The sequence below is a fragment of the Brevundimonas sp. EYE_349 genome (assembly GCF_023147505.1).
Taxonomy (GTDB): Bacteria; Pseudomonadota; Alphaproteobacteria; order Caulobacterales; family Caulobacteraceae; genus Brevundimonas.
In genome coordinates, this window is the sequence record NZ_JAHXPB010000001.1 from 380,590 (window position 1) to 402,666 (window position 22,077).

Sequence of the window (22,077 nt, forward strand, 5' to 3'; positions counted from 1 at the left end):
ATCAGCCCTTGTCGCGCATCAGCCGGGCCTTGTCGCGCTGCCAGTCGCGATCCGCGCTGGCCTGCCGCTTGTCGTGCAGCTTCTTGCCCTTGGCCATGGCGATCTCGATCTTCGCCTTGCCCGCCTCGTTCAGATACAGCCGCACCGGAATGATGGTCTGGCCGTCGCGCTGAACGGCGCCGATCATCCGGTCGATCTGTTTGCGATGCAGCAGCAGCCGGCGCGGACGACGCGGTTCGTGGTTGAAGCGATTGGCCTGTTTATAGGGCGGGATGTCAGCGTTGATCAGCACCAGATCGCGCCCCTCGGGCGAGACATAGCTTTCGGCGATATTGGCCCGACCATCGCGCAGCGCCTTGATCTCGGTGCCCAGCAGTTGGATTCCCGCCTCGACGAAATCCTCCAGGAAATAGTCGAACCTGGCTCTGCGGTTCTCCGCCAGAACCTTGGTTTTCGGTTTTTCGGACGCCATCAGCCGACGCCCGCATCCGCCATGGCGCGGTCGATGATCGGCTTGACCGCTTCCGACGTCGGCGAAAGCGGCAGGCGCGCATCCTCATTGCACAGCCCCAACTTGGCCAAGGCGTATTTGGTCGGCGACGGGGAATTGTCCAAAAACAGCGCCTTGCACAGGCCGATCAACCGGCCTTGCCATTCCCGCGCCGTGGCGTAGTCGCCGGCCGTCATGGCGTTGTGAAGCGCGACCATGGCCTCGGGCGCCACATTGGACGCCACGGAGATCAGCCCCACGCCGCCATGCGCGTGATAGCCCAGATAGCTGGGATCATCGCCGGAGATCAGATCGAACTGGCCGGCGATATTGGCGCGCATCCAGCTGACGCGGCTCATGTCGCCCGTGGCGTCCTTGATGCCGACGATGTTGGGGTGGGCGGCTAGACGCGCCACCGTCTCGTTGGTCATGTCTGACCCCGTCCGTCCGGGCACGTTGTAAAGCAGGATCGGCAGTTGAACCGCGTCGGCGACGGCCTCGAAATGAGCGGCCATGCCCGCCTGAGACGGGCGGATGTAATAGGGCGTGACGATCAGCGCCCCGTCCGCGCCCACCGTCTTGGCGTGACGGGTCAGGTCGATGGCTTCCTTGGTGTAGGGCGATCCGGTTCCGGCGATGACGCTGACCCGGCCGGCGACGAGACGCACGCACAGTTCGATGACGTGCTTGTGCTCGTCCAGGTCCATGCTGGCGCCCTCGCCTGTGGTGCCCATTGGTACGACGCCGTGAACGCCTGCGGCGATCTGACGCTCGAGCAGTTTGGCGAATGCGGCTTCGTCCACGTTTCCGTCACGAAGTGGTGTGATCAGGGCGGTGATCACGCCCTTGAACAAGGGGGCGTTCATGAGACTAAGCTGGCCTGCGTGGGGAGTGACGATGGACGGATGTTCATCGCCTTTGCAATGAGCGCGGGACGTTAGGTCGCCAGCGGCTCCGCCGCAACCAGGATTGAATGGGAACAGGACAGATCATGATCGCGACCAGTCTGGCGGCGGCCCTCGCCGTCCTTGCGCCGAACCCGCAGGACGTCCTGCCCACCCAGCCTGTGCCCTATGCGTCGGCGTCCTCGTCCGTGCCCGGCTATTCCGCCACCTATCAGGGCCGCGTGCTGAACGATCAGGACACGGCGCTGTTTCGCCAGGGGCTGGCGGCGGCCCGCGCGCGCGACGTCTTCGGCGCCCAATCCGCCATGTCGCAGATTCGCGACGCCTCGGCCCGCAAGCTGGTCGAATGGGCCCTGATCGACACCTCGGGCGAACAACTGTCCTACGCCGATCTGGCGCGGGGCCAAGGCGATCTGGCCAATTGGCCCCGCGGCGAATCACGTCGCGCCGCCGCCGAGAAGGTTCTGGATCGGTCCGGCCTGGGCGCCGACGCAGCGCTGTCGCTGATGTCGGACGGCAAGCCGACGACGGTCGAGGGCGCCATCGCCTATGCCTCGGCGCTGGAGCAGCGTGGGCGCCAGGATCAAGCCCGCGATCTGGTGCGCGACTGGTGGCGCACGCGTTCGTTCGACGACGCGCCGCAGTCACGAATCCTGGCCCGTTGGGGCGCGTGGCTGACGCCGGCGGATCACGAGACACGCCTGAACATGTTGTTGCTCGGCCCGCACGGCCCGGCGACGCGCAGCATGGTCAATCTGGTGTCGCCCGAGCGCGCCGCCATCGCCAACACGGTCATGACCCTGCGCTCGGCCTACAGCCCCGACGCCGTCATCGCCAATCTGACGCCCGCCCAAGCGGCTGATCCGGCCGTGGTGCTGGAGCGCGTCCGTCTGTTGCGGTCGCAGAACCGCCAGTCTGAGGGCTTCGCCCTGCTCGCCAACCTGCCGCCCGCCCCGTCGCACACGACCGGCGATAACACCCTGTGGAGCGAGCGTCGCAACTATTTCCTGGACGCCCTGCAACAAGGCAACTGGCGCGCCGCCTATGACGCCATGAATGGCCACGGCTTCACCTCGGGCGACCGGATGGTGGACGCCGAGTTCTTCGCCGGCTGGGTCGCCCTGACCAAGCTGAACCAACCCGAGGTCGCGGCCCGCCACTTCGAGGCCCTGCGCACCGCCTCCTCCACCCCCATCACCCAGGGTCGCGCCTACTATTGGCTGGGCCGGGCGGCCGAGGCGCGCGGCGAACGCGACGCGGCGCTGGGCTACTATCGCAACGGCGCCCAGCACTGGCAGACCTTCTACGGTCAGCTGGCGGCCGAAAAGGCGGGCATGACCACGCTTCAGCTTCCCGGCGAACCCGTCCCGTCCCAGGCCGACATCGCCCGGTTCGAAGGCAATGAGATCGTGCGCGCCACACGCATCCTAGGCGAAACCGGCGAGATGAGCCTGCTGCGCGTCTTCGCCTATCAGCTCGACAACGATCTGCCCACCATCAACGATCTGGCGCTTCTGATGGACCTGTCACGCGGCTATGGCGAAGGCTTCACCGCGATGATGGTGGGACGCGCCGCCAGCCAACGCGGCTTCGTCATGCCCGAGCGGATGTATCCGGTGCGTATCCCGCCCCAGGTCGCCGGCGCGGCCCCGTTGGAGTTCACCCAGGCCATCACACGCCAGGAGTCCAGCTTCGATCCCCGCGCCCGCTCCGGCGCCGACGCGCGCGGCATGATGCAGTTCCTGCCGTCCACCGCCTCGGGCGTCGCTCGTCGCCTCGGCATGGGTTATTCGGCCGAACAGTTGTGGGATCCCGACTACAACATGACCTTGGGCAGCTATCATCTGGGCGAGCTGATGGCCGCCAACAACGGCTCCATGCTGCTGGCGACGGTGGGCTACAACGCCGGCCCGGCGCGTCCCAGCCAGTGGATCGCGCGCTGCGGCGACCCGCGCGGCGATGCGGTCAAGACCATCGACTTCATCGAATGCGCGCCCTTCACCGAGACACGCAACTATATGATGCGGGTGATGGAGAATATGGCGGTCTACAAGGCGCGCCTGAACGGCGGCACGGCCCCACTGACGCCCTCGGCCGACATATCGCGCGGCGCGGCGGCAGGCCCCAGGCCCTACGCGGGCTACTGAGCGCGGCGGGCCGTCAGCAGCGGTCCGTTCGGCCCTTCGACCCAGCCGCCGTCCAGCCCGAACGTCCGACGCAGGATGTCGGGCGCCAGGGCCTGCATCGGCGGGGCGTCGGCGACCACTTGGCCGTGAGCCAGCACCACAAGCCGGTCTGCGACGTTCGCGGCCAGGGCGAGGTCATGCAGACTGACCAGCACCCCGGTGCCGCTGTCGGCCCGCACCCTCAATCGCTCCAGTACCAGCCGCTGGGCATCCGGGTCCAGCCCAGCAATCGGCTCGTCGGCCAGCAGCAGCGGCGCATCGACCACCAGCGCCCGCGCCAGCAGGACCCGCGCCCGCTCGCCGCCCGACATTTCCGCCACACCGCGATCCGCCAGATGACCGGCCCCCACCTCCTCCAACGCCGCGCCGGCCCGCGCCAGGGCCTCGGCGCCCGACAGGAAGGGCGCGCCAAGGGCCGCCACCTCAATGGCCGGCAGGTTCCAAGCGATGCGTCGTTCCTGCGGCAGATAGGCCGCTCGTTCCGCGCGCTGACGATGAGACAAGTCGGCGATCCGCGTCCCGCCCAGCCTGACCTGACCGCCAGTGGTCGCCAGCAGGCCGACAGCCGCGCGAATGGCGCTGCTCTTGCCCGCCCCGTTCGGCCCGCACAGGGCGACGACCTCGCCGGCGGACACCGAAAGGTTGACACCATCCAGCACGACGGCCTTGCCCAGCCGCGCCTGAACATGCTCCAGCGACAGCAGGCTCACAGCCGCCACTCCCTCGCCGCGCGCCAGGCGATCAAGGCGAACAGCGGCGCGCCGATCAAGGCCGTGAACACGCCCAGCTTCAGCTCCTGATCCGTGGGCGTCAGCCGCGCCAGCAGATCCGCGACGACCAGCATCAGTCCGCCGGCCAGCGCCGAGGGCGCCAGTATCCGCTTCGCGTCCCCCCGCACCGCCGCCCGCACCAGATGCGGCGCCGCCAGACCGACGAAGCCGATGACGCCGGCCGCCGCAACCGCCGCCCCTGTGGCCAAGGCCGCCGCGATCAAAGCGAATGCCCTGAGCCGCCCCATGTTCAGACCCGACGACGCCGCGCCCTCGTCGCCCAAAGTCAGCATTCTCAGGCCCTGTCCAGACAGGACTGCGAATACGGCCGCGACGATCAACGCCGGCGTCACCCAGGCCACGTCGATCCAGCTTCGGTTCTGCACCGATCCCAACAGCCAGGACATGACCTCGGCCTGCGCAATAGGCGATGGCGACAGGTTGAAGATCAAAGCGGTGGCGGCGCCGGCGAAGCTGGACAAGGCCACGCCGAACAGGATCAACGCTTCCGGCGCCCGCATCGCTCTGGACGCGACGATCAACAGGCCGCCCGCCAGCGCGGCCCCCGTCAAGGCCGAAATTTCGATCAGGCCGGGCACAATCGCTGCGCCCAGGACGATGGCCAAGGCGGCGCCCAGCGCCCCCGTCGCCGACACGCCCAGCACGCCCGGATCGGCAAGCGGATTACGCAACAGCCCCTGCATCACCGCCCCAGCCAGCCCCAAGGCCGCGCCGACGACAAGGGCGCAAACCGCGCGGGGCGCCCGCACCTGCCACAACACTTCCGCCGGTCCCGACGTGGGATCGCCGAAGGCGGCGCCATACTGCGCCCCGGTGAACGCCGTTTCGCCCATCAGGATCGCCAGCGCCAAGGCCGCCGCGATCAGCAGTCCCAGGATAAGGCAGAGTCGCACCATGCCGCTCATGGCCGCCCCTCAGCCATCATCGCCACCGCATCGGCGGCGAACCAGGCTGGGCAGGTCAGGGTCGCTGCGGGCAGGCGCGCCGCCGTCCGCCCCTCGGCGGCCCGACGAACCACCGGATGTCGGCCCGGTCCGCGCAGGTCGGCCCGCAACTGATCGAAGAAGCCCAGGATGAACCGCGCCGGCGGGTTCATGGCGATCCGTTCCACGCTAATCGCGCCGAAACCGGGCGTCGTCGTCAGATTGCGGAAACCCGCCGCCCGCATCATGGCGTCCATCAAGGTTCCTGGTCCCGAGGTGAAGCCTCCCGAGGTCAGATAGACCGCGCCCGGCGCCTGGGTCGCACTTCGCGCAGGCGCGGCGTGGGCCAGCTTGGCGTCCATCCGCTGTTCCAGCCTGTTTCCGCGCTCCACCTGGCCCAGCCCGCCGGCCACCGTGCGAATGTTGCGGCGAACACCCTCCAGATCCACGGCGTCCTCGATCGTGATCACCCGGACCCCGCGCTGTTCAAGCGCCGTCAACAGCCGAGGCTCGCCGCCCCAATAGCGCACCACGACATCCGGCCGAAATCCGACGGCCGCCTCCAGCGTCGGCCGTAAACGCAGCCGCCCGGCGGCTTCGCGCCGCAGCCAGGCGTCGGGATCGTCGGCGCGGGGCGACAGCGCCAATCGCGCATCCGGCGAAAGCGCCAACACATATTGATCCGCACACTGATCAAGCGCCATGACGCGCAAAGGGTCGGCGTCGGCGAAGCCGGCAGCGCCCAGCAGCATCAGGCCCGCCAGAGCCCCCAAGGTCCGCCTCATGGTCTGGGCAGGCCGGCGAACACGGCGTCCAACATCGTGCCGACGAGCAGCTGACGATCCGCCCACGGAAAATACGGCTTGGTGATCATCAGCGACACCACGCCATGCGCTGTCGCCCATATGGCCTGGGCCAAAAGACTGGGGTCGCCCGTCAGCTCGCCCGCCGCCACCGCGTCGGCCACCGTCGCCTGCAACGTCGTGAACAGGCCGGCGCCCAGTTCGCGCGCCATGTCCTGGGCGCCCTCTCGCGCTTCCACCGGCCGCGTCAGATAGATCAGGCGATAGGCGTTGGGATGGGCGAAACCGAACGCGACATAGCCTTCGATCATGCGGCGCAAACGCTGAATCGGCGGCCAATCCTCGTCGGCCACCGCGGCATTGGCGGCGATCAGGCGGGCGAAAGCGTCGCGGCAGATTTCCTGCAGGATCGCGCCCTTGTCCGGGAAATGCATGTAGAGGGCCGTCGAAGACAGGCCGACCTCGTCCGCGATCTTGCGGATGGTGGCGCCTTCATAGCCGTGCTCGACGAAGATTCGCTCGGCCGCCGCCAGGATTTCGCCGCGCCGAGAATGGCCCTCGCCCTTGGGCTTTCGGGTCGTGCGCGAGGATGTCGAGGCGTCGGACAAACGGCTGCTCCAGATCGGGCGTCCTGAATAGCGACAATCCGTCCACGGCGCCAACCGGCTTGCCGAACGCGGTTGCTTGCCATAGCGATTACAGGTTGAACGCAGCGCGGGGGCGAGGTGGCGAAGGACTGGACGCATCCGGGCATCACGCCGCGCACCAGTGGGGCGTGGCGGCGTGCGCCCAGCGGATTTCAAGTCCTGGCGACGACGGTGATCGTCGGCGGCTATGTCTTCGCGGTGATCAGATGGCCTCAGACGGCATTCCTGGCCGGATTGCTGATCGTTCAGGCGGCCATCGTCCTGTCCGCTGTATGGAAGACGGTCATCGCCATCGCCAGCCTGCGACGTCCCAGGCCGGCGCCCGTGCCCATCGAATGGCCGCGCTACAGCATCCTTGCGGCTTTGCACGACGAAGCGGCGGTGGCGCCGGAGTTGATCGCCAATCTGGCGCGCATCGACTATCCGGCCCACCGGCTGGAGGCCTTCATCGTGCTGGAAGCCCACGACGCCGCGACCCTGGCGGCGGTCGAGGCGGCCCCCAGGCCCGCTTGGCTGAAGACCTGCATCGTCCCGCCCGGCCATCCGCTGACCAAGCCGCGCGCGCTGAACCATGCCTTGACCCAGGCGCGCGGCGACCTGGTCACCATCTATGATGCCGAAGATCGCCCCCATCCGCACCAGCTGCGCCGCGCCGCCGCGCGCTTCGTCGCCGAACCCCGGCTGGGCTGCCTGCAGGCGCCGCTACGGATAAGGCCCTCGGGCCGCGTGGGCTCGACCTTTCTGGACCGCCAGTTCGCCCTCGAATACGCGGCCCTGTTCGAGGTGACCCTGCCCGGCATGGCGCGCCTCGGTCTGCCCTTTCCGCTGGGCGGGACCAGCAACCACATCCGAATGACGGCGCTGCGCGCGGCAGGCGGCTGGGACGCGCACAATGTCACCGAGGACGCGGACCTGGGCTTTCGCCTGTGGTCGCTGGGCTGGACGCTCGATGTGATCGATTGCCCGACCTGGGAGACGCCGCCCGGCCCCCTGGATCGCTGGCTGCCGCAGCGCACGCGCTGGCTTAAGGGCTATATGCAGACGTGGGGCGTACATACCCGACGTCCGCGCCGGTTGGGGCGGCGCGGCCTGCTGTCGCTGGTCATGACCCTGGGGACGGCGATCCTGGCGGCGGGAGCCCATGCGCCCACCCTGGCCTGGCTGGCCTCTGCCGTGCTGGTCGGATTGCACGCCGGGATCGCGCCGGCGACGCCTTTGGCCTCCATCGCGGTTCTGGCGGCCGGGGTGATCGCCGCCTGGATGGGGTGCGCGGTCGGGGCGCGGCGCGCCGGGCTGGACTATCGGCTCGGCGACATGTTGGCGGCGCCCGCCTATTGGTCCCTGCTCAGCCTGGCCTTCGTCCACGCCGCCTGGCGGCTGATCGTCGAGCCGCACGTCTGGGACAAGACCCCGCACGACAGCGAGCTTCAGCCGCAAGAACTGGTCGTGATCTCTGACGACGCTGGACGCGAGGCGGCTTGAGCGCCTATCAGCCCGACGATGGCGCCCGTTCTCTCCAAGACCCCCGAAACCCTCGTGACCCGCGGCTGGTCGGACTACGCCCTGCTGGATTCGGGCGACGGCAAGAAGCTGGAACGCTACGGCCGCTATACGGTGGTCCGGCCCGAGCCGCAGTGTTTCTGGTCCCCGCACGATCCCGCCGCCTTCGAGGCCGCGACGGCCCTCTTCGATCCGCAGCAGGAGGAAGAGGATTCCGGCCGCTGGAAGTTCGACAAGCATGGCCCCGTCGACGCCTTCCCGCTGAAATGGCGCGACGTGAAGTTCACGGGCCGGTTCACCCCCTTCCGCCACCTGGCCTTCTTCCCCGAACAGGCCGCCAACTGGGAATGGCTGGACCAGCGGGTCCGCGACTTCCCGCAATCAGCGGGCCGCGCCCTCAAGCTGCTTAACCTGTTCGGATACACCGGGGTCGCCAGCTTGGCTGCGGCTGCGGCCGGCGCCGAGGTCACCCACGTCGACGCCTCCAAGAAGTCCGTCGCATACGCCCGCGAGAACGCGGAACAGTCAGGCCTGGGCCAGCATCCGATACGCTGGATCGTCGAGGACGCCCGCAAATATGTCGCGCGCGAGGTTCGTCGGGGCTCGAAATACGACGGGATCATCCTGGACCCGCCGAAATACGGTCGCGGACCGACCGGCGAAGTCTGGCGTCTGTTCGAAGATATGCCGGGCCTGCTGAAGGACTGCGCCGGCCTGTTGGCCGACGACGCCGACTTCCTGCTGCTGAACGCCTATGCCGCCCGCGTGTCTGGTCTGTCACTGGCGCACCTGATGGCCGAGGCGACGCATGATCGCGGCGGGCGCATCGACTGGGGTGAACTGGCCCTCTCCGAAGACGGGCCGCACGCCCGCGCCATCGGCCTGTCCTTCTTCGCGCGGTGGTCGCGATGAGCGCGCGGGACGAATACCGCGTCATCACCTCGCTGACGAACGACACCATCAAGGCCATCCGCGCCCTGCATATGCGCAAGGAACGCGACCTGACGGGCACCTTCCTGGCCGAAGGTCTGAAGTTTATCGGCGAGGCGCTGGATCAGGGTCGTGCGCCGAAAATGCTGTTGGTCGGCGAGGACGCCCGCGCCCACCCGTTACTGGACCGCGCCAAGGCGGAAACGCGCAAGGCGGGCGGCGAGGTCATCATCGTCACCCACGCCATCCTGGAAAAGATCAGCCGGCGGGATAACCCCCAGACCGTGCTGGGCGTATTCGAACAGGCCTATGCGCCGCTCGACAGCCTGAACCCCGCCGAGGCCCCCTGTTGGGTCGCGCTGGAGCAGGTGCGCGATCCGGGCAATCTGGGCACCATCATCCGCACGGCGGACGCCGCGGGCTGCGGAGGCGTCATCCTGATCGGCGACTGCGTCGATCCCTATTCGGTCGAGGCCGTGCGCGCGACCATGGGCTCGGTCTTCGCCGTTTCGATCACCAGGACGACGCCGGAAGCCTTCGTGGCGTGGCGCCAATCTTGGCCCGGCAGCGTCGTCGGCACCCGCCTCGACGCCACCGTCAGCCACCGCTCGGCGGTGATGCGCAAGCCGGCCCTGATCCTGATGGGCAATGAACAGGCAGGCCTGACCGACCAACTGGCCGCCGCCTGCGACGTCAACGTCAAGATCCCGATGCGCGGCCGGGCTGACAGCCTGAACCTGGCCATCGCCACCGGCATCATGGTCTATGCTGCGACGGACGAGGCCTAGCGCTTCTCTTCCGGCACAACCCAGCCCATGCCCCACAGGGCGGCTATGGAGATCAGGGCTGACAAGGCCAGGTAACCGCCCACCGCCGCCGGCCCGAACCCCTCGGCCAGTTTCAGCGCGATATAGGGCGCCAGCGACGCGCCCAGAATGCCCGCCAGATTGAAGGCCATCGACGCCCCGGTGTACCGCACCGCTGTCGGGAACGGTCGGGCCATGGCCGCGCCGATGGGTCCATAGGTGCAGCCCATCAGGGCGAACCCCAGCGCGAAGAAGATCAACAATCCCGTCAGACCGCCGCCGAACAATGGCGCGAAGAGGAAGCCGAACAGGCCGATCCCGACTGACGACGCGATCAACACCCTCACCTGTCCATATCGATCCGCCAGCAGGGCCGTCACCGGAATGAAGGCGGCGAAGAACAGCACGCCGATCAGCTGGATCGGCAACACGTCGGCCCGCGCCAACCCCATCCCCGTCGTCGCCCATCCCAGGGCGAAGACCGTCATCAGATAGAATAGGGTGAAGGTGGTCACGCCGCTAAATGTCCCTAGAACAAGTGCGGCCTTGTGATGCGAAAACAGGGTCACGGCCGGGGCCTTGACCCGCTCGTCGCGGTCCACGGCCTTCTGGAACTCAGGCGTCTCGGTGATCTTCAGCCGCACCCACAGGCCGACGAACACCAGGATGGCGCTGGCCAAGAAGGGCATGCGCCAGCCCCAGCTCTCGAACGCGCCTTCGCTCAGGGTCGAGGTCAGGGCGATGAAGGCGGTGGTGGACAGGATGAAGCCGATGGGCGCGCCCAGTTGGGGGAACATGCCGAACCATGCCTTCTTGCCGGGAGGCGCATTCTCGGTGGCCAGAAGGACCGCCCCGCCCCACTCTCCGCCTAGACCCAGCCCCTGTCCGAATCGGCAAAGCGCCAGCAGCAGGGGCGCCAGCAGGCCGACCTGCTGGTGCGTCGGCAACAGACCGATGGCCACGGTCGACAGGCCCATGGTCATCAGCGCCGCCACCAGCGTCGCCTTGCGCCCGACCCTGTCCCCGAAATGTCCAAACGCCAAGGCGCCGATTGGCCGCGCGAAGAAGGCGATGGAGAAGGTGGCGAACGACGACAGCAGCGCCGTGCCCGGATCCTCGCCCGGGAAGAACAGCGTCGGAAACACCAGCACCGCCGCCGTGGCGTAGATGTAGAAGTCGAAGAATTCGATCGTCGTGCCGATCAGGCTGGCGAACAGCACGCGACCCGTGGAGTTCTTGGGCAGGACTTCGGACATGGTTTCGGCTCCCAACAGCCCCTGCGATGCCCGCAAGCCGGCCATGCCGTCAAGCCGATCAGGTTCCGCGCGGCTTCACCCGGTTCGTCGGTTGCGCCTGGGCCGGATTCTCGGGCCAGGGGTGCCGCGGATAGCGGCCCCTCATCTCGCCCCGCACCGCCGCCCAGGACCCGGCCCAGAAGCGCGGCAGGTCCTTCGTCACCTGCACCGGCCGGCGCGCGGGGGACAAAAGCGCCAGGGTCAGGGGGACGCCGTTCGCCACGGTCGGATGGGTCGTCACCCCGAACAGTTCCTGCACGCGAATGTCCACGCGCGGTCCGCCCTCGGCCGAATAGTCGATGGCCGCCGATCCCAGCGGCGTCACCAGCCGCGCCGGCGCCAGTTCGTCCAACCGACGCTGCAAGTCCCACGGGATCAGCCCGCGCAGCGCTTCCGCCAGTCGCGCGTCGCTGATGGCGTCCAAAGCCTTCGCACCCTCCAGCAAGGGCCACAGCCAGTCTTCGCGCGCCGCCAGTAGAGCGGCGTCCGATACATCCGGCCAGCCAGCGTCCTGACCGTGCAGAAAGGCCAGTCGCGCCCTGAGGCCCGTCGCCTGTTCTCCCCAGCGCAGCGCGCCCAGACCCTCGGCCTCCACCTCTGATCGCAGGGCGGCGGCCAGCATCTTCGCGTCAGGCGCGCCCATCACCTTCTCATCCAGAACGATGGCGCCGATCCGTCGAGACCGCCGGATCACCGCCCGGCCGGACGGTTCGCGCGCCATCCGGTCCTCGGTCGTGATCAGACGCGCCAGCTTGGTTTCCACTTCGGCGGCGTCGAGAGCAGCCGCCAATCGCACCCGGTCGCGCACATCGCCGCCGCTCAGCTCGGCGACCGCCAACCACGGCGCGCGCGCCAGATGGTCGGACGGCTCCAGCACGGCGCCCCGTCCGCTGGCCAGCAGCAACTCGCCAGACCTGCCCCGCGCCTTCGCGATCCGCTCGGGGAAGGCCTCGGCCAGCAAAAGCCCTGGATGGACCGTTTGGCCCGACCCGCCGCCCGCCGCCTTGGCCCAGCGATCCGCCAGTTTCAGGGCATCACGCGCGCGGGGCGACCGATCCCGCGTCAGGCCGACCAGACGGTCCGAAAGATCGACGCCTGATCCGCCCAGCCCGGGCTCACTCAACACCGCCGCGATCCGCGCGCCGGTCAGGGCGTCGCCCCGATCCGAGGCGACCGCGACCATATGGGCCAGGCGCGGCGACAGCGGGATCTTCGTCAACCGCATCCCATGTGCGGACAAGCCGCCATCAGCGTGCAGCGCGCCCAACCGGGTCAGCACCTTTCGCGCCTCGGCCATCGCGCCAGTTGGCGGCGGGTCCAGCAGCGCCAGTGCTTCGACCGACCGCGCGCCCCATCGCGCCAGATCCAGCGCCAGGCCGGTCAGGTCCGCCTCCTGGATCTCGGGCCGCTGGTGAGCCACAAGCCCCCGCGTCTGCTCCTCTTCCCACAGGCGGTAGCAGACGCCAGGCCCTGTCCGCCCCGCCCGCCCGCGCCGCTGTTCCGCCGAGGATCGGCTGACCTTGACCGTCGCCAGCCGCGTCAGGCCGCTCGACGGTTCGAAACGCGGCACGCGCGACAGGCCGCCGTCGATCACCACCCGCACGCCCTCGATGGTCAGACTGGTCTCCGCGACCGAGGTGGCCAGCACAAGCTTGCGCCGTCCCGGCGCCGCCGGCGCGACGGCGCGGTCCTGTTCGACGCGATCCAGCCCGCCGTAGAGCGGTGTTACGTCCACGTCGCCCAGCCTCAGACGTTCCTTGACCAGACGCGAGACGCGGTGGATTTCCCCCTGCCCCGGCAGGAAGACCAGGATCGACCCGCTTTCCTCGCCCAAGGCGGTCAGGCAAGCCCCCGCCACCGCCTCTTCGAGCCGCTCCGCCGGATTGCGGCCCAGATAACGGGTTTCGACCGGAAACGCGCGGCCTTCCGCCTCGATCACCGGCGCGCCGTCCAGCAGACGCGAAACGCCGACCACATCCAGCGTCGCCGACATGACCAGCAGACGCAAATCCTCACGCAACAACCCTTGCGTCTCGCGCGCCAACGCCAGGCCCAGGTCTGCGTCCAGACTGCGTTCGTGAAATTCGTCGAACAGGACCGCGCCAACGCCCTCCAGTCCCGGATCGTCCAGAATCATGCGGGTGAACACGCCCTCGGTGATCACCTCGATCCGGGTCGTGGCCCCGATGCGGCTTTGCAGACGTGTGCGATAGCCCACCGTCCCGCCGGCCTGCTGGCCCAGCGTCGCCGCCATCCGATCCGCCGCCGCCCGCGCCGCCAGCCGCCGCGGTTCCAGCACCAGCACCTTGCCGTCGCCCAGCCACGGCTGGTCCAATAGGGCCAGCGGCACGACCGTCGTCTTGCCCGCGCCGGGCGGCGCCGCCAGCACAGCCGTGTTTCCGGCGCCCAAGGCGGCCTTCAGCGGGTCCAGAACGGCATGGATCGGCAACATATCCGGCCTGTAGCCGACCCTGGGGCGATCACGAAAGCGTCGTCCGGCCTTTACTGCGCCGTCATGCGCGTTGCGCACCGTCACATCCCCCGCTAGCGTCCGCCCAAACCCAGCCGAGGGGCTGGCTTATAATGTGGGGAATAAATCTATGTGGCGCGTCAAATCGTTGGATGCGATTCTCGCATCCGCGGAGAAAAAATCGCTAACCCGAACCCTGGGCCCCGTTCAGCTGACATTGCTGGGCGTGGGCGCGATCATCGGCACCGGCATCTTCGTCCTGACCTCCGAGGCCGCCCAGAAGGCCGGCCCCGGCATGATGTGGAGCTTCGTCATCGCCGCTGCGGTCTGCGCCGTAGCGGCGCTTTGCTATTCGGAAATCGCTTCGATGGTGCCGGTCTCCGGCTCGGCCTACACCTACACCTATGCGGTGATGGGCGAGTTGCTGGCCTGGATGGTGGGCTGGGCGCTCATTCTTGAATACGCCGTCGCCGCCTCGGCGGTCTCCGTCGGATGGTCCGGCTATTTCATCGGCCTCCTGCAGAGTTGGGGCGTAACCTTGCCACAGGCCATAGCCGTCGGCCCCTACGCCGGCGGCATGATGAACCTGCCCGCCCTGCTGATCGCCCTGGTGATCACCGGCCTGCTGATGATCGGCACCAGTGAAAGCGCGCGCGTCAACGCCGTTCTGGTGGCGATCAAGGTCACGGCCCTGACGGTCTTCATTGTCCTGACCGTGCCGGTGCTGAAGGGCGCCAACTTCACGCCCTTCACGCCCAACGGCTGGTTTGGCGATGGTCATGGCGCGGGCCTTGGCGTCGTCGGAGCCGCAGCCTCGATCTTCTTCGCCTATGTCGGCTTCGACGCCGTTTCCACGGCGGCCGAAGAGACCAAGAATCCGCAACGCAACGTGCCCATCGGCCTGATCGCCTCGCTGGGCATCTGCACCATCTTCTATCTGCTGGTCGCCGCCGGCGCGATCGGCGCGGTCGGCGCTCAACCCCTGCTTGGTCCGAACGGCGAGGTGCTGCACGCCGGTTCGTCGGCCCTGGCCGCGCAGTGCTCAACCTTCTCGTCGATGCAGGAGCCTCTGGTCTGCTCGCGCGAAGCCCTGGCCCACGTTCTGCGTGTTGTCGGTCATGAGCGGATCGGCGACCTGATCGGAATTGCCGCCTTCCTGGCCTTGCCGTCGGTCATCTTGATCATGCTGTTCGGTCAGACCCGCATCTTCTTCGTGATGGCGCGCGATGGCCTGCTGCCCGGCTTCCTGGCCACCATTCACCCTAAGTGGAAGACGCCGCACGTCGTCACCATGATCACGGGCGCGGCCGTAGCCGTGTTCGCCGCCTTCCTGCCCGTCGGGCAGTTGGCGGACATCTCCAACTCCGGCACCCTGTTCGCCTTCTTCATGGTGGCGATCGCGGTGATGATCCTGCGCGTGACCCAGCCGAACCGTCACCGCCCGTTCAAGACGCCCCTGGTGTGGATCATCGCCCCGCTGGCGGTGCTGGGCACCCTGGGCCTGTTCTTCAACCTGCCGACGGAATCCAAACTGGTTCTGCCGATCTGGGGCGCCATCGGCCTAGTGGTCTATTTCGCCTACGGCTATCGCAAGAGCCACGTCGGACGCGGTCTGGTCGAGGTCCACGAGACGGACAGCGACGCGCCTCCGCCGCCTGTTCCGCCGATCAAATAAGAAGAAAGGCCCCGGAGCGATCCGGGGCCTTTTTTACTTTGGTGCGGATGAGAGGACTCGAACCTCCACGCCTCTCGGCGCTGGAACCTAAATCCAGTGCGTCTACCAGTTCCGCCACATCCGCATTCAGGTAGGCCGTCGCCTCTAGAGGCTGGCGACCGTCAGGGCAAGGGTCAACGACGCCCCGCCACCAGTTCATTGCGGATATTGCGCCCCAGCGGATCGCGCGCTTGCCAGCTGTCGCCAACGTCGGCCTCGACCATTCGGCTGCAGAAGCGCGGCAGGATCTGGCGCGGAGCGAACTCGCTGAGACAGATTCGACCATTCTCGGCCGTCCAACGCGCGTTCAGCCGCCGCCCGTCTGAAAACTGGGACGTGTATCGCCCGTCAGGCTCGAAGAAATGCTTCACCCATTGTCCGTTGGGATAGTGGGACACGATGGTGTTGCCAAAGGCGTTCGACATGTCCGCGCTGGCCGTCGATGCGGCAGCCAAGCCCGCCAGCGCCAATCCGCCGATCCAGATGCCGTATTTCAACCCGTCCCTCCTGCGCTGTCCCCGGACACGACTATCGACGTTCCATAAGACAGCACAAGCGGGACGGTTCCGCCGTCAGCCGTTGCCGCGACGCCCCGATTCGAAGAGGAACCAGACGCGCTTCTCGCTCTCGTCGATCCAGTTTTCCAGCAGGCTGGCGGTGGCGATGTCGTTATGCTCGTCGCACAGGTCGTGCGCCTCGCGCATCCGGGCGATCAACTCGCCGTTGTCGTCGCGAAGCTCGGCCAGCATGTCCAGCGGATCGACATAGTCCGCATCGTTGTCGGCGACGCGCGTTTCCTTGGCGATCTGACCGATGGAGCGCAATGTCGTTCCCCCGATCTTACGCGCGCGCTCGGCCATCGGATCCGTCATGGCCAGGATTTCCGCCGACTGGTCGTCCAGCAGCAGGTGATAATCCCGGAAATGCGGCCCCGACACGTGCCAGTGGAAGTTCTTGGTCTTGATGTAGAGCGCGAACGTATCGGCCAACAGCGCGGTCAGAGCAGCGGAAATGTCCCGCGTCGCCTCTTCCGACAGGCTGGTTGGCGTCCTCAACGGCGCCAGACGTTTCTCACGGGCGGTGACCATTCTCGTTCTCCTCAGCAACGGCTGCCGTCTAGCTAGGAAGCGGACAAGCCCAACGGAAGCCCTGCATCGGACGATAATGCTGAAACCATTAAAGGTGATCGGCGTCGCGGACCTTTGTCGGCGGTGGCTGGGGAACTAGGATTGTCCTCTTAACCGAAATTCTTGAGCAGTGTCAGTCGCTTCCCAGTCACCCAACGGGGGTTTTGGCACGGTTATTAGCAGCGGTCATTAGCAGCCGATTCGGCTCCTCCCACAAAGAACTACGAGGCATGGATTTATAGGTGACACAGCCCTGATCTGACCGACAATGCCCCCTTCCCAACCCGGAGGTCTCTTGAGCCAGCACACCATCGTCTTCGACCTCGAAACTGTGCCCTGCACGGAGACGCTTGCCCGCCTTCACGGCCGCGAAGCCCTCACCGACGATGAAGCTGCCGAAATCCTCGGCGAGAAGTTCCCGAAGCTTCCACTCCACAAGGTCGCCGTGCTTGCCGCCCTCGTGGCCGAGCGCGTCGATGGCGTCTGGCGTGTCAAATCACTCGGTGCCCCACATAGCGAGGAGCGGACCGAGATCGATCTGATCTCGGCTTTTGCCGCCCGCGTGGACACCCTCCGTCCGACGCTCGTCACGTTCAACGGAAACGGTTTCGATCTGCCCGTCTTGAGGTATCGGGCGATGGTCAACGGGATCGCTGCATCGGGTCTGACCTCCCGCCCCTACTTCAAGCGCTATGATCAGGCCCACGTCGATCTGTGTGACGAACTTGCCAGCTTCCAGTCGAACGCCAAGGCATCGCTGGATGACCTTTGCAAAATGATGGGATTGCCCGGCAAGCCCGACGGGATTGATGGCTCAAAGGTCTGGGAGCACGTTCGAGCCGGTCGCATCCAAGAATGCGCCGACTACGGAGAGACTGATGTCGTGAATACCTACCGCGTCTGGCTTCGCTACGAACTCTTTCGTGGTGCTATCACGCCGGAACAGATGTCAGAGAGCGAAGCTGACCTCACTTCGTTCATTCGGGCACGTTTGGCTGAACGGCCGCACCTTGCATTCCTCGTGGCGTGACGCTCTTCGGCACTGATCGCAACTCGCGGATTGGTTGAGCGGAAGCGTCGCGCTATACGAGAATAATGCCTACAAACGTCGCTTCAGAGATCGATCTCCAAATTGGAAAAACTGTCCGCGCCCGTCGTGAGAAGGCCGGGCTGACACAGGCCGATCTCGGCCACGCAATAGGCGTCACCTTCCAGCAAGTTCAGAAATATGAGCGGGGCACGAACCGGGTGTCGGCCGCTGCCATGATGAGGGTTGCCGACGCTCTCAAGTGCAGCGTCGCAGACCTCTACGACGATCCCGACCCAAGCGGCAGCAGCGTATCTGAACGCACCATCCTGAAACTCTGGGGGCAGCTTCGAGCGGCTGAACGCGATGCGGTCGTCGCGATGATCCGAGAGTTCGTGAAGCGGTAATGTGCGGGCGGTTCGAGACAACCGGGAAGTTCACATGGGCCGAAATTTATGAGGCTCTCTCCACCATCGCGCCCGTCACCACACCACCTCTGAACCTCCAACCCGACGACGATGTTCGTCCCACGACGATGCAGGCAACTGCACGACTGGAAAGCGACGGCTGGGTGGTCGAAAGGATGCGATGGGGCCTCGTGCCCCACTGGCGGACTGGCAAGCCGCTGAAGGACACGGAGAAGGGCAAAGACGACGGCTTCAAGCTCTCGACCTTCAACGCACGATCCGAGACGTGCGCTGGCACCGCCACCTTCCGTGAGGCGTATGCCAAACGTCGCTGCATCATCCCGGCCAGCGCATGGTTCGAATGGACCGGCGACAAGGGAGCCAAGACCAAGCACCGCTTCGCTCGGGCAGATGGCGATCTCCTATGGTTCGCGGGCTTGTGGGATCACGTCATCACACCCGATGCGGGGGAGTTCGGATCATTCACGATCCTCACTGGACCCTCGACGGGATGGCTAGGCGATTATCACACGCGGGCGCCGGTGATCCTCGATCCACACGATTGGGAAGCATGGCTGGACCCGTCCGTAGACGCTCGCGACCTGTTTGCGGCAGTGCGTCCTGAACGGTTTGTGCTGGGCTGACTCGATGACGACCAACACAGTTTGCGATATTGCGACCCATGGTTTCTTTCGACGATCTCGCCGCCGGTAGCGACATCCACATCGTGGTTCCGCTGGCAGGAGCAATCCTGATACAGCCTCGGCCAGAGTGTGAGGAAGAGTTCGATACGCTCGTAGCACACCTCTACGAGGTAGAGGGTCGCGGGTTCGCCATCTTCCCGAAGATGGGACCGGCCGGATTCTATGCGTCGGCCGAGGTCATGCGGCTGAACTAGGATCGGTCTCGTCGCTGTCGTTTTCAGAATTGAGTCGATCCATCTCGTCAGCGCGGGCCATCAACTCTGCTGACTGTTCTTCAATCGCTTTCAGCGCACGAGCGTCACTGGTGAACTTCGAGAGTTCGCGCGTTCGAAGTGCGTGTTCACGCAAGGCGTTGGAAGCGAATGACATGCGCTGCGAACCCGTCGCAAATCATCCGGTTCAGAATATTTCTGAAAATTCATGCACGAACTTCCATCAAATCACTGATCCGCGTCGTGTAGCGCGGCGAACGGTTGTTCGCCCGTGTAGACCATGGTGTCGTCTGGCGGATGCCTCCGGGCCGTAACGTCCCTCGACCGAACTTCGCATTCACCGCGTCTAGCGCGGTCATTAGCTTCTGGGATCGCACCGGATCGACGGTCGGCAACAGATCGCGCGGCGCATCTGCCTCGGCTTGTAGGTCCAGCAGAATCACCCCCGCCTTGGCGTAGCGTGTTTCTGGCTTCCACATCGACCGGCCCGCCGCGACCGCCTGACCGATTATCGCCAAACTGTCGGCAGTCGGCTCAATCTCGAACGACCGCTGGCCATGATACCAAGGGTCGCCGTTGTGCGGGTGCGTGTGGAAGAACACCTGCATCGCGTTGGCCACTAGCCCATGCTTCCGACACTTCTCCGCAGCGCGTGCAGCGTGGGCCGCTAGTGCCTCGCGCATGTCCTGCCATGTCTCGACCGGGTGATGTTTTCGATGTTGGGCGTCTTCGCCGAATTCGAACGAGCCATCCATAGGGAGCGCGTGCTTTCCGGGCTTCGTCGCACGACCAAGAAGAGCGGTCGAAAACCCATGCCTGACGACCGTGTGGAAGCGATCAGGAGGTCGTTGATCAACGGTCAGGGCATCCGCGCCACAGCCCGACTTCACCGGGCCTCCACGACCACTGTGACGACCATCAAGCGGTCTCTGGAGACGGTTTAGGAAGGCCGTCGCGAGCGTCGATGCAAATAAGCTACGCCGCTTGACGACGTGAGCCGAGACCGCTCCTGACGGACTTCTTGCCCTGCCGAGACCTTCACTATGTCAAGCCGACCCACCTGCCTCGAACGTGCCTATCAACTCGCCGAAAGCGGTTCGTGCCGTGACCTTCGCGAGATCGCCGCAGCCCTCAAACGCGAAGGCTTCACGGGCATCCGGGCGCAGCTTGAGGGTCGGTCGCTGACCAATGCGTTGCGTGCGCTCTACCGGTCGAACTTCCGTCAGGCGGACGAGGCCACGGGCTGAACCGGGAATGAAACCTCGACGACCAGACCAGCGGCCGTCCAATCGCGTTTCAACGACCATGTAGTCGTCGCGTGACGTTCGCCACCAGTTTGGAGCCTAACCAGAACCTCCAGACCGGTCGGGCGACCCTTGGGGGCTGACCCTCCGGGCAAGGATCGGAAGTCAGTCGGGCGTGGAGAAGGCAGCGTTTTATCCGCCCCCTCCTCCACCCACGAGATCAGGACTTGGAGGCGAGGGCGTCCTTGTTGACCGCCGCATCGGCGATGGTGGTCAGGTCTTCGTCCGTCTGCGACTCTTCGTTGAGCGTCTCTTCGAGGAGCTTGGCCGCATCCTTCAAACCAAGCACGTTGGCCCAGCGGCGCAGTGTGCCGTAGCGAGTGATCTCGTAGTGCTCCACCGCCTGCGCGGCGGCCAATAGACCGGCGTCGAGAGCAGGCGTGCCTTTGTATTCCTCCATGATCTCATCGCCCTCGGCGAGGATGCCCTCGATGGCGTCGCACGTCTTGCCGCGCGGTGCTTTTCCGATGATCTCAAACACCTGCTGAAGGCGCTCGATCTGGCCTTCAGTCTGATCCTTGTGCTTTTCGAAAGCGGCCTTGAGTTGCGGATGTTGAGCCGCGCGCGCCATTTTCGGCAGCGACTTCAGAATCTTCCGCTCGGCGTAATAGATGTCCTTGAGGGTGTCGTGGAAAAGGTCGTCGAGGGTTTTGTCGGCCACGGTTTTTCTCCTGATAACGTGCGGTTTGAAAATCGCCGCACTTCAAGGAAGTTCCAAAATTCCACCCGTCTGGAGGCAAGGTGTTGATGCGCTCATGCATGCCGCTGCGAGCCATCTGCGCGAGAAAGCCGAAGTGCTCGACCAAGATGCAGAGCCGCAGATTGGCGGGACAGATCAGCGATAGGCCGACCTGATGGGCGGACTATCGTGCCCCTGCCGTAGGCCTAAGCCAGCGCCAGCTTTGCGTTCACCTGATCTTCCTCGCGGCTGAACTGGAAGCGCACCTCGACGCCGCCATTGCCGAGCGGGTAGTGCGGCCAGTTCGACGGCTCGATACCGATAGCTATCACTACCGCCTTCGCACGGTCGGCCAGCACCTGTTCCGCCCGCACGTTCAGCGACAGCTTGCCGACATCGTAGCCAACGCTTTCCAGCACGTCGGCCAGAAGCTGCTCTTCTGCGTCAACATCGGACGCCGTGCCAGCATCCAGATCACCGCCGACCGATACGGGCACCTGTCGGCCGACGATCTCGTGGATATGGTGGATGGCCTCGCCGCTGCCTAGTTACAGTATCGCCGGTCGCAGCGGACGTTTAGGTTGCTGAGGTCAAGCGTTGGCTCATATCTTCTCCGAGATACAAAATGCTATCGCTTCGTCCATGTTGAAAAAGCTCTCATCGCTGCAATCAGGAACGCTAGGCGAACTGCTCGCGGTGGCCAAGCTAAACACACTTGGATTTGCGGCTTATATCAGCCCGGAGGGAGCACCCGGCCACGATATCATCGTCGTTGTTGATGGTCAGGCGAAATCAATCGAGGTTAAGACCCGACAATTCTTGAGCCGACCCTCGGAGATAACGCGCTGGCCCGTCGATATGGAAGCTAAACGCGACGCCGATTTTTTTCTTTTTATAGAACTCGACTTACGAACATTGTCACCAAACTTCTATTTGCTGACGAATATTCAGGCTCGTGAAACTTACAAAAACTATGTCGGCGGTGGAAATTGCATCCCTCCTCATGTGAGGCGATTGGTGACCCCGAACGATTTTTCAGCCCTCGACGGGAAAGCACACTCATAGTCACGGGCATCGATTAAGCGCCCAGCGAACGCCCGTAATGAGTCGGACTGCGAAGTCTGGGAGTCAGAAAGCAGACATCAGGAAGTTTAGAC

The 22,077-nt window shown here is 65.7% G+C and carries 25 protein-coding genes and 1 tRNA gene; 11 read left to right on the forward strand and 15 right to left on the reverse strand.

Annotated features, from left to right (window positions below):
- Position 1: 1 nt before the first annotated feature.
- The gene (smpB, locus tag KZX42_RS02045; protein WP_248116602.1) at positions 2 to 472 is read right to left on the reverse strand and encodes an SsrA-binding protein SmpB; all 471 of its coding nucleotides are present in this window, start codon (positions 470 to 472) and stop codon (positions 2 to 4) included.
- Positions 472 to 1,356 (reverse strand): 4-hydroxy-tetrahydrodipicolinate synthase, encoded by an 885-nt coding sequence (dapA, locus tag KZX42_RS02050; RefSeq protein WP_248116603.1) that lies wholly within the window; start codon positions 1,354 to 1,356, stop codon positions 472 to 474. Before dapA ends, smpB begins: the two co-directional genes overlap by 1 nt.
- A gap of 125 nt (positions 1,357 to 1,481) precedes the next feature.
- Here dapA and KZX42_RS02055 point away from each other — a divergent pair, with 125 nt between their 5' ends.
- Positions 1,482 to 3,542: a lytic transglycosylase domain-containing protein gene (locus tag KZX42_RS02055; RefSeq protein ID WP_248116606.1), complete on the forward strand. Its 2,061-nt coding sequence runs from the start codon at positions 1,482 to 1,484 to the stop codon at positions 3,540 to 3,542.
- On the opposite strand, the gene KZX42_RS02060 is transcribed toward KZX42_RS02055, so the two are convergent.
- From KZX42_RS02060 to KZX42_RS02075, 4 genes are read right to left on the reverse strand one after another with little or no spacing between them, the layout of a single operon-like run.
- On the reverse strand, positions 3,536 to 4,291 hold the full coding sequence (locus KZX42_RS02060) for an ABC transporter ATP-binding protein (protein WP_248116608.1): 756 nt from the start codon (positions 4,289 to 4,291) through the stop codon (positions 3,536 to 3,538). The two genes, KZX42_RS02055 and KZX42_RS02060, sit on opposite strands and share 7 nt — an antisense overlap.
- Complete coding sequence (locus tag KZX42_RS02065) at positions 4,288 to 5,277, reverse strand: iron ABC transporter permease (RefSeq protein WP_248116610.1); 990 nt, start codon at positions 5,275 to 5,277, stop codon at positions 4,288 to 4,290. Before KZX42_RS02065 ends, KZX42_RS02060 begins: the two co-directional genes overlap by 4 nt.
- A complete protein-coding gene (locus tag KZX42_RS02070) occupies positions 5,274 to 6,080 on the reverse strand; it encodes an ABC transporter substrate-binding protein (RefSeq protein ID WP_248116612.1) in 807 nt (268 codons plus the stop codon). Before KZX42_RS02070 ends, KZX42_RS02065 begins: the two co-directional genes overlap by 4 nt.
- A complete protein-coding gene (locus KZX42_RS02075; protein ID WP_248116614.1) occupies positions 6,077 to 6,706 on the reverse strand; it encodes a TetR/AcrR family transcriptional regulator in 630 nt (209 codons plus the stop codon). Before KZX42_RS02075 ends, KZX42_RS02070 begins: the two co-directional genes overlap by 4 nt.
- A 117-nt stretch (positions 6,707 to 6,823) precedes the next feature.
- On the opposite strand from KZX42_RS02075, the gene KZX42_RS02080 reads away from it, so the two are divergent.
- The 3 genes from KZX42_RS02080 to KZX42_RS02090 are packed head-to-tail and all read left to right on the forward strand — an operon-like array spanning position 6,824 to position 9,963.
- Positions 6,824 to 8,227: a glycosyltransferase family 2 protein gene (locus KZX42_RS02080; RefSeq protein WP_248116615.1), complete on the forward strand. Its 1,404-nt coding sequence runs from the start codon at positions 6,824 to 6,826 to the stop codon at positions 8,225 to 8,227.
- 18 nt (positions 8,228 to 8,245) lie between these two features.
- Positions 8,246 to 9,157: a class I SAM-dependent methyltransferase gene (locus KZX42_RS02085; RefSeq protein ID WP_248116617.1), complete on the forward strand. Its 912-nt coding sequence runs from the start codon at positions 8,246 to 8,248 to the stop codon at positions 9,155 to 9,157.
- A complete protein-coding gene (locus KZX42_RS02090; protein WP_248116619.1) occupies positions 9,154 to 9,963 on the forward strand; it encodes an RNA methyltransferase in 810 nt (269 codons plus the stop codon). The genes KZX42_RS02085 and KZX42_RS02090 overlap by 4 nt, the downstream gene beginning before the upstream one ends.
- Here KZX42_RS02090 and KZX42_RS02095 read toward each other — a convergent pair.
- On the reverse strand, positions 9,960 to 11,237 hold the full coding sequence (locus KZX42_RS02095) for an MFS transporter (RefSeq protein ID WP_248116621.1): 1,278 nt from the start codon (positions 11,235 to 11,237) through the stop codon (positions 9,960 to 9,962). The two genes, KZX42_RS02090 and KZX42_RS02095, sit on opposite strands and share 4 nt — an antisense overlap.
- A 58-nt stretch (positions 11,238 to 11,295) precedes the next feature.
- Positions 11,296 to 13,728 (reverse strand): ATP-dependent helicase HrpB, encoded by a 2,433-nt coding sequence (gene hrpB / locus KZX42_RS02100; RefSeq protein ID WP_248116623.1) that lies wholly within the window; start codon positions 13,726 to 13,728, stop codon positions 11,296 to 11,298.
- 148 nt (positions 13,729 to 13,876) lie between these two features.
- On the opposite strand from hrpB, the gene KZX42_RS02105 reads away from it, so the two are divergent.
- A complete protein-coding gene (locus KZX42_RS02105) occupies positions 13,877 to 15,421 on the forward strand; it encodes an amino acid permease (RefSeq protein WP_248116625.1) in 1,545 nt (514 codons plus the stop codon).
- A gap of 39 nt (positions 15,422 to 15,460) precedes the next feature.
- Here KZX42_RS02105 and KZX42_RS02110 read toward each other — a convergent pair.
- From KZX42_RS02110 to KZX42_RS02120, 3 genes are all read right to left on the reverse strand, one after another.
- Positions 15,461 to 15,545: transfer RNA gene (locus KZX42_RS02110), tRNA-Leu, on the reverse strand.
- Between the two features lie 49 nt (positions 15,546 to 15,594).
- A complete protein-coding gene (locus KZX42_RS02115; RefSeq protein WP_248116627.1) occupies positions 15,595 to 15,957 on the reverse strand; it encodes a hypothetical protein in 363 nt (120 codons plus the stop codon).
- A 75-nt stretch (positions 15,958 to 16,032) separates the two neighbouring features.
- On the reverse strand, positions 16,033 to 16,548 hold the full coding sequence (locus KZX42_RS02120) for a DNA starvation/stationary phase protection protein (protein ID WP_248116629.1): 516 nt from the start codon (positions 16,546 to 16,548) through the stop codon (positions 16,033 to 16,035).
- Positions 16,549 to 16,882: 334 nt separating this feature from the next.
- Between KZX42_RS02120 and KZX42_RS02125 the strand changes: the two genes are divergently transcribed.
- From KZX42_RS02125 to KZX42_RS02135, 3 genes are all read left to right on the forward strand, one after another.
- Positions 16,883 to 17,617 (forward strand): 3'-5' exonuclease, encoded by a 735-nt coding sequence (locus KZX42_RS02125; protein WP_248116630.1) that lies wholly within the window; start codon positions 16,883 to 16,885, stop codon positions 17,615 to 17,617.
- 65 nt (positions 17,618 to 17,682) lie between these two features.
- Entirely contained in the window at positions 17,683 to 18,021 is a 339-nt protein-coding gene (locus KZX42_RS02130; RefSeq protein WP_088582866.1) for a helix-turn-helix transcriptional regulator, read from the forward strand.
- Complete coding sequence (locus KZX42_RS02135; protein WP_088582865.1) at positions 18,021 to 18,665, forward strand: SOS response-associated peptidase; 645 nt, start codon at positions 18,021 to 18,023, stop codon at positions 18,663 to 18,665. The genes KZX42_RS02130 and KZX42_RS02135 overlap by 1 nt, the downstream gene beginning before the upstream one ends.
- Positions 18,666 to 18,902: 237 nt before the next feature.
- Here the strand turns inward: KZX42_RS02135 and KZX42_RS02140 are convergent, their stop codons facing one another.
- Both KZX42_RS02140 and KZX42_RS02145 read right to left on the reverse strand, forming a co-directional pair.
- Positions 18,903 to 19,094, reverse strand: coding sequence for a hypothetical protein (locus KZX42_RS02140; protein WP_146112063.1), 192 nt, complete (start codon positions 19,092 to 19,094; stop codon positions 18,903 to 18,905).
- A gap of 49 nt (positions 19,095 to 19,143) precedes the next feature.
- On the reverse strand, positions 19,144 to 19,692 hold the full coding sequence (locus KZX42_RS02145) for a DUF4113 domain-containing protein (protein ID WP_348983603.1): 549 nt from the start codon (positions 19,690 to 19,692) through the stop codon (positions 19,144 to 19,146).
- Between KZX42_RS02145 and KZX42_RS02150 the strand changes: the two genes are divergently transcribed.
- On the forward strand, positions 19,645 to 19,881 hold the full coding sequence (locus KZX42_RS02150) for a hypothetical protein (RefSeq protein WP_282438747.1): 237 nt from the start codon (positions 19,645 to 19,647) through the stop codon (positions 19,879 to 19,881). The genes KZX42_RS02145 and KZX42_RS02150 overlap by 48 nt on opposite strands.
- Before the next feature lie 99 nt (positions 19,882 to 19,980).
- On the forward strand, positions 19,981 to 20,184 hold the full coding sequence (locus tag KZX42_RS02155) for a hypothetical protein (RefSeq protein ID WP_184280365.1): 204 nt from the start codon (positions 19,981 to 19,983) through the stop codon (positions 20,182 to 20,184).
- A 217-nt stretch (positions 20,185 to 20,401) separates the two neighbouring features.
- Here the strand turns inward: KZX42_RS02155 and KZX42_RS02160 are convergent, their stop codons facing one another.
- On the reverse strand, positions 20,402 to 20,902 hold the full coding sequence (locus tag KZX42_RS02160) for a ferritin-like domain-containing protein (protein WP_184280366.1): 501 nt from the start codon (positions 20,900 to 20,902) through the stop codon (positions 20,402 to 20,404).
- A gap of 224 nt (positions 20,903 to 21,126) precedes the next feature.
- Positions 21,127 to 21,417 carry a hypothetical protein gene (locus KZX42_RS02165; protein ID WP_248116634.1) on the reverse strand — a complete coding sequence of 97 codons (291 nt, stop codon included), beginning with the start codon at positions 21,415 to 21,417 and terminating at the stop codon, positions 21,127 to 21,129.
- Positions 21,418 to 21,562: 145 nt separating this feature from the next.
- On the opposite strand from KZX42_RS02165, the gene KZX42_RS02170 reads away from it, so the two are divergent.
- Positions 21,563 to 21,985: a DUF3883 domain-containing protein gene (locus KZX42_RS02170; RefSeq protein WP_248116636.1), complete on the forward strand. Its 423-nt coding sequence runs from the start codon at positions 21,563 to 21,565 to the stop codon at positions 21,983 to 21,985.
- The last annotated feature ends 92 nt before the right edge of the window (positions 21,986 to 22,077 follow it).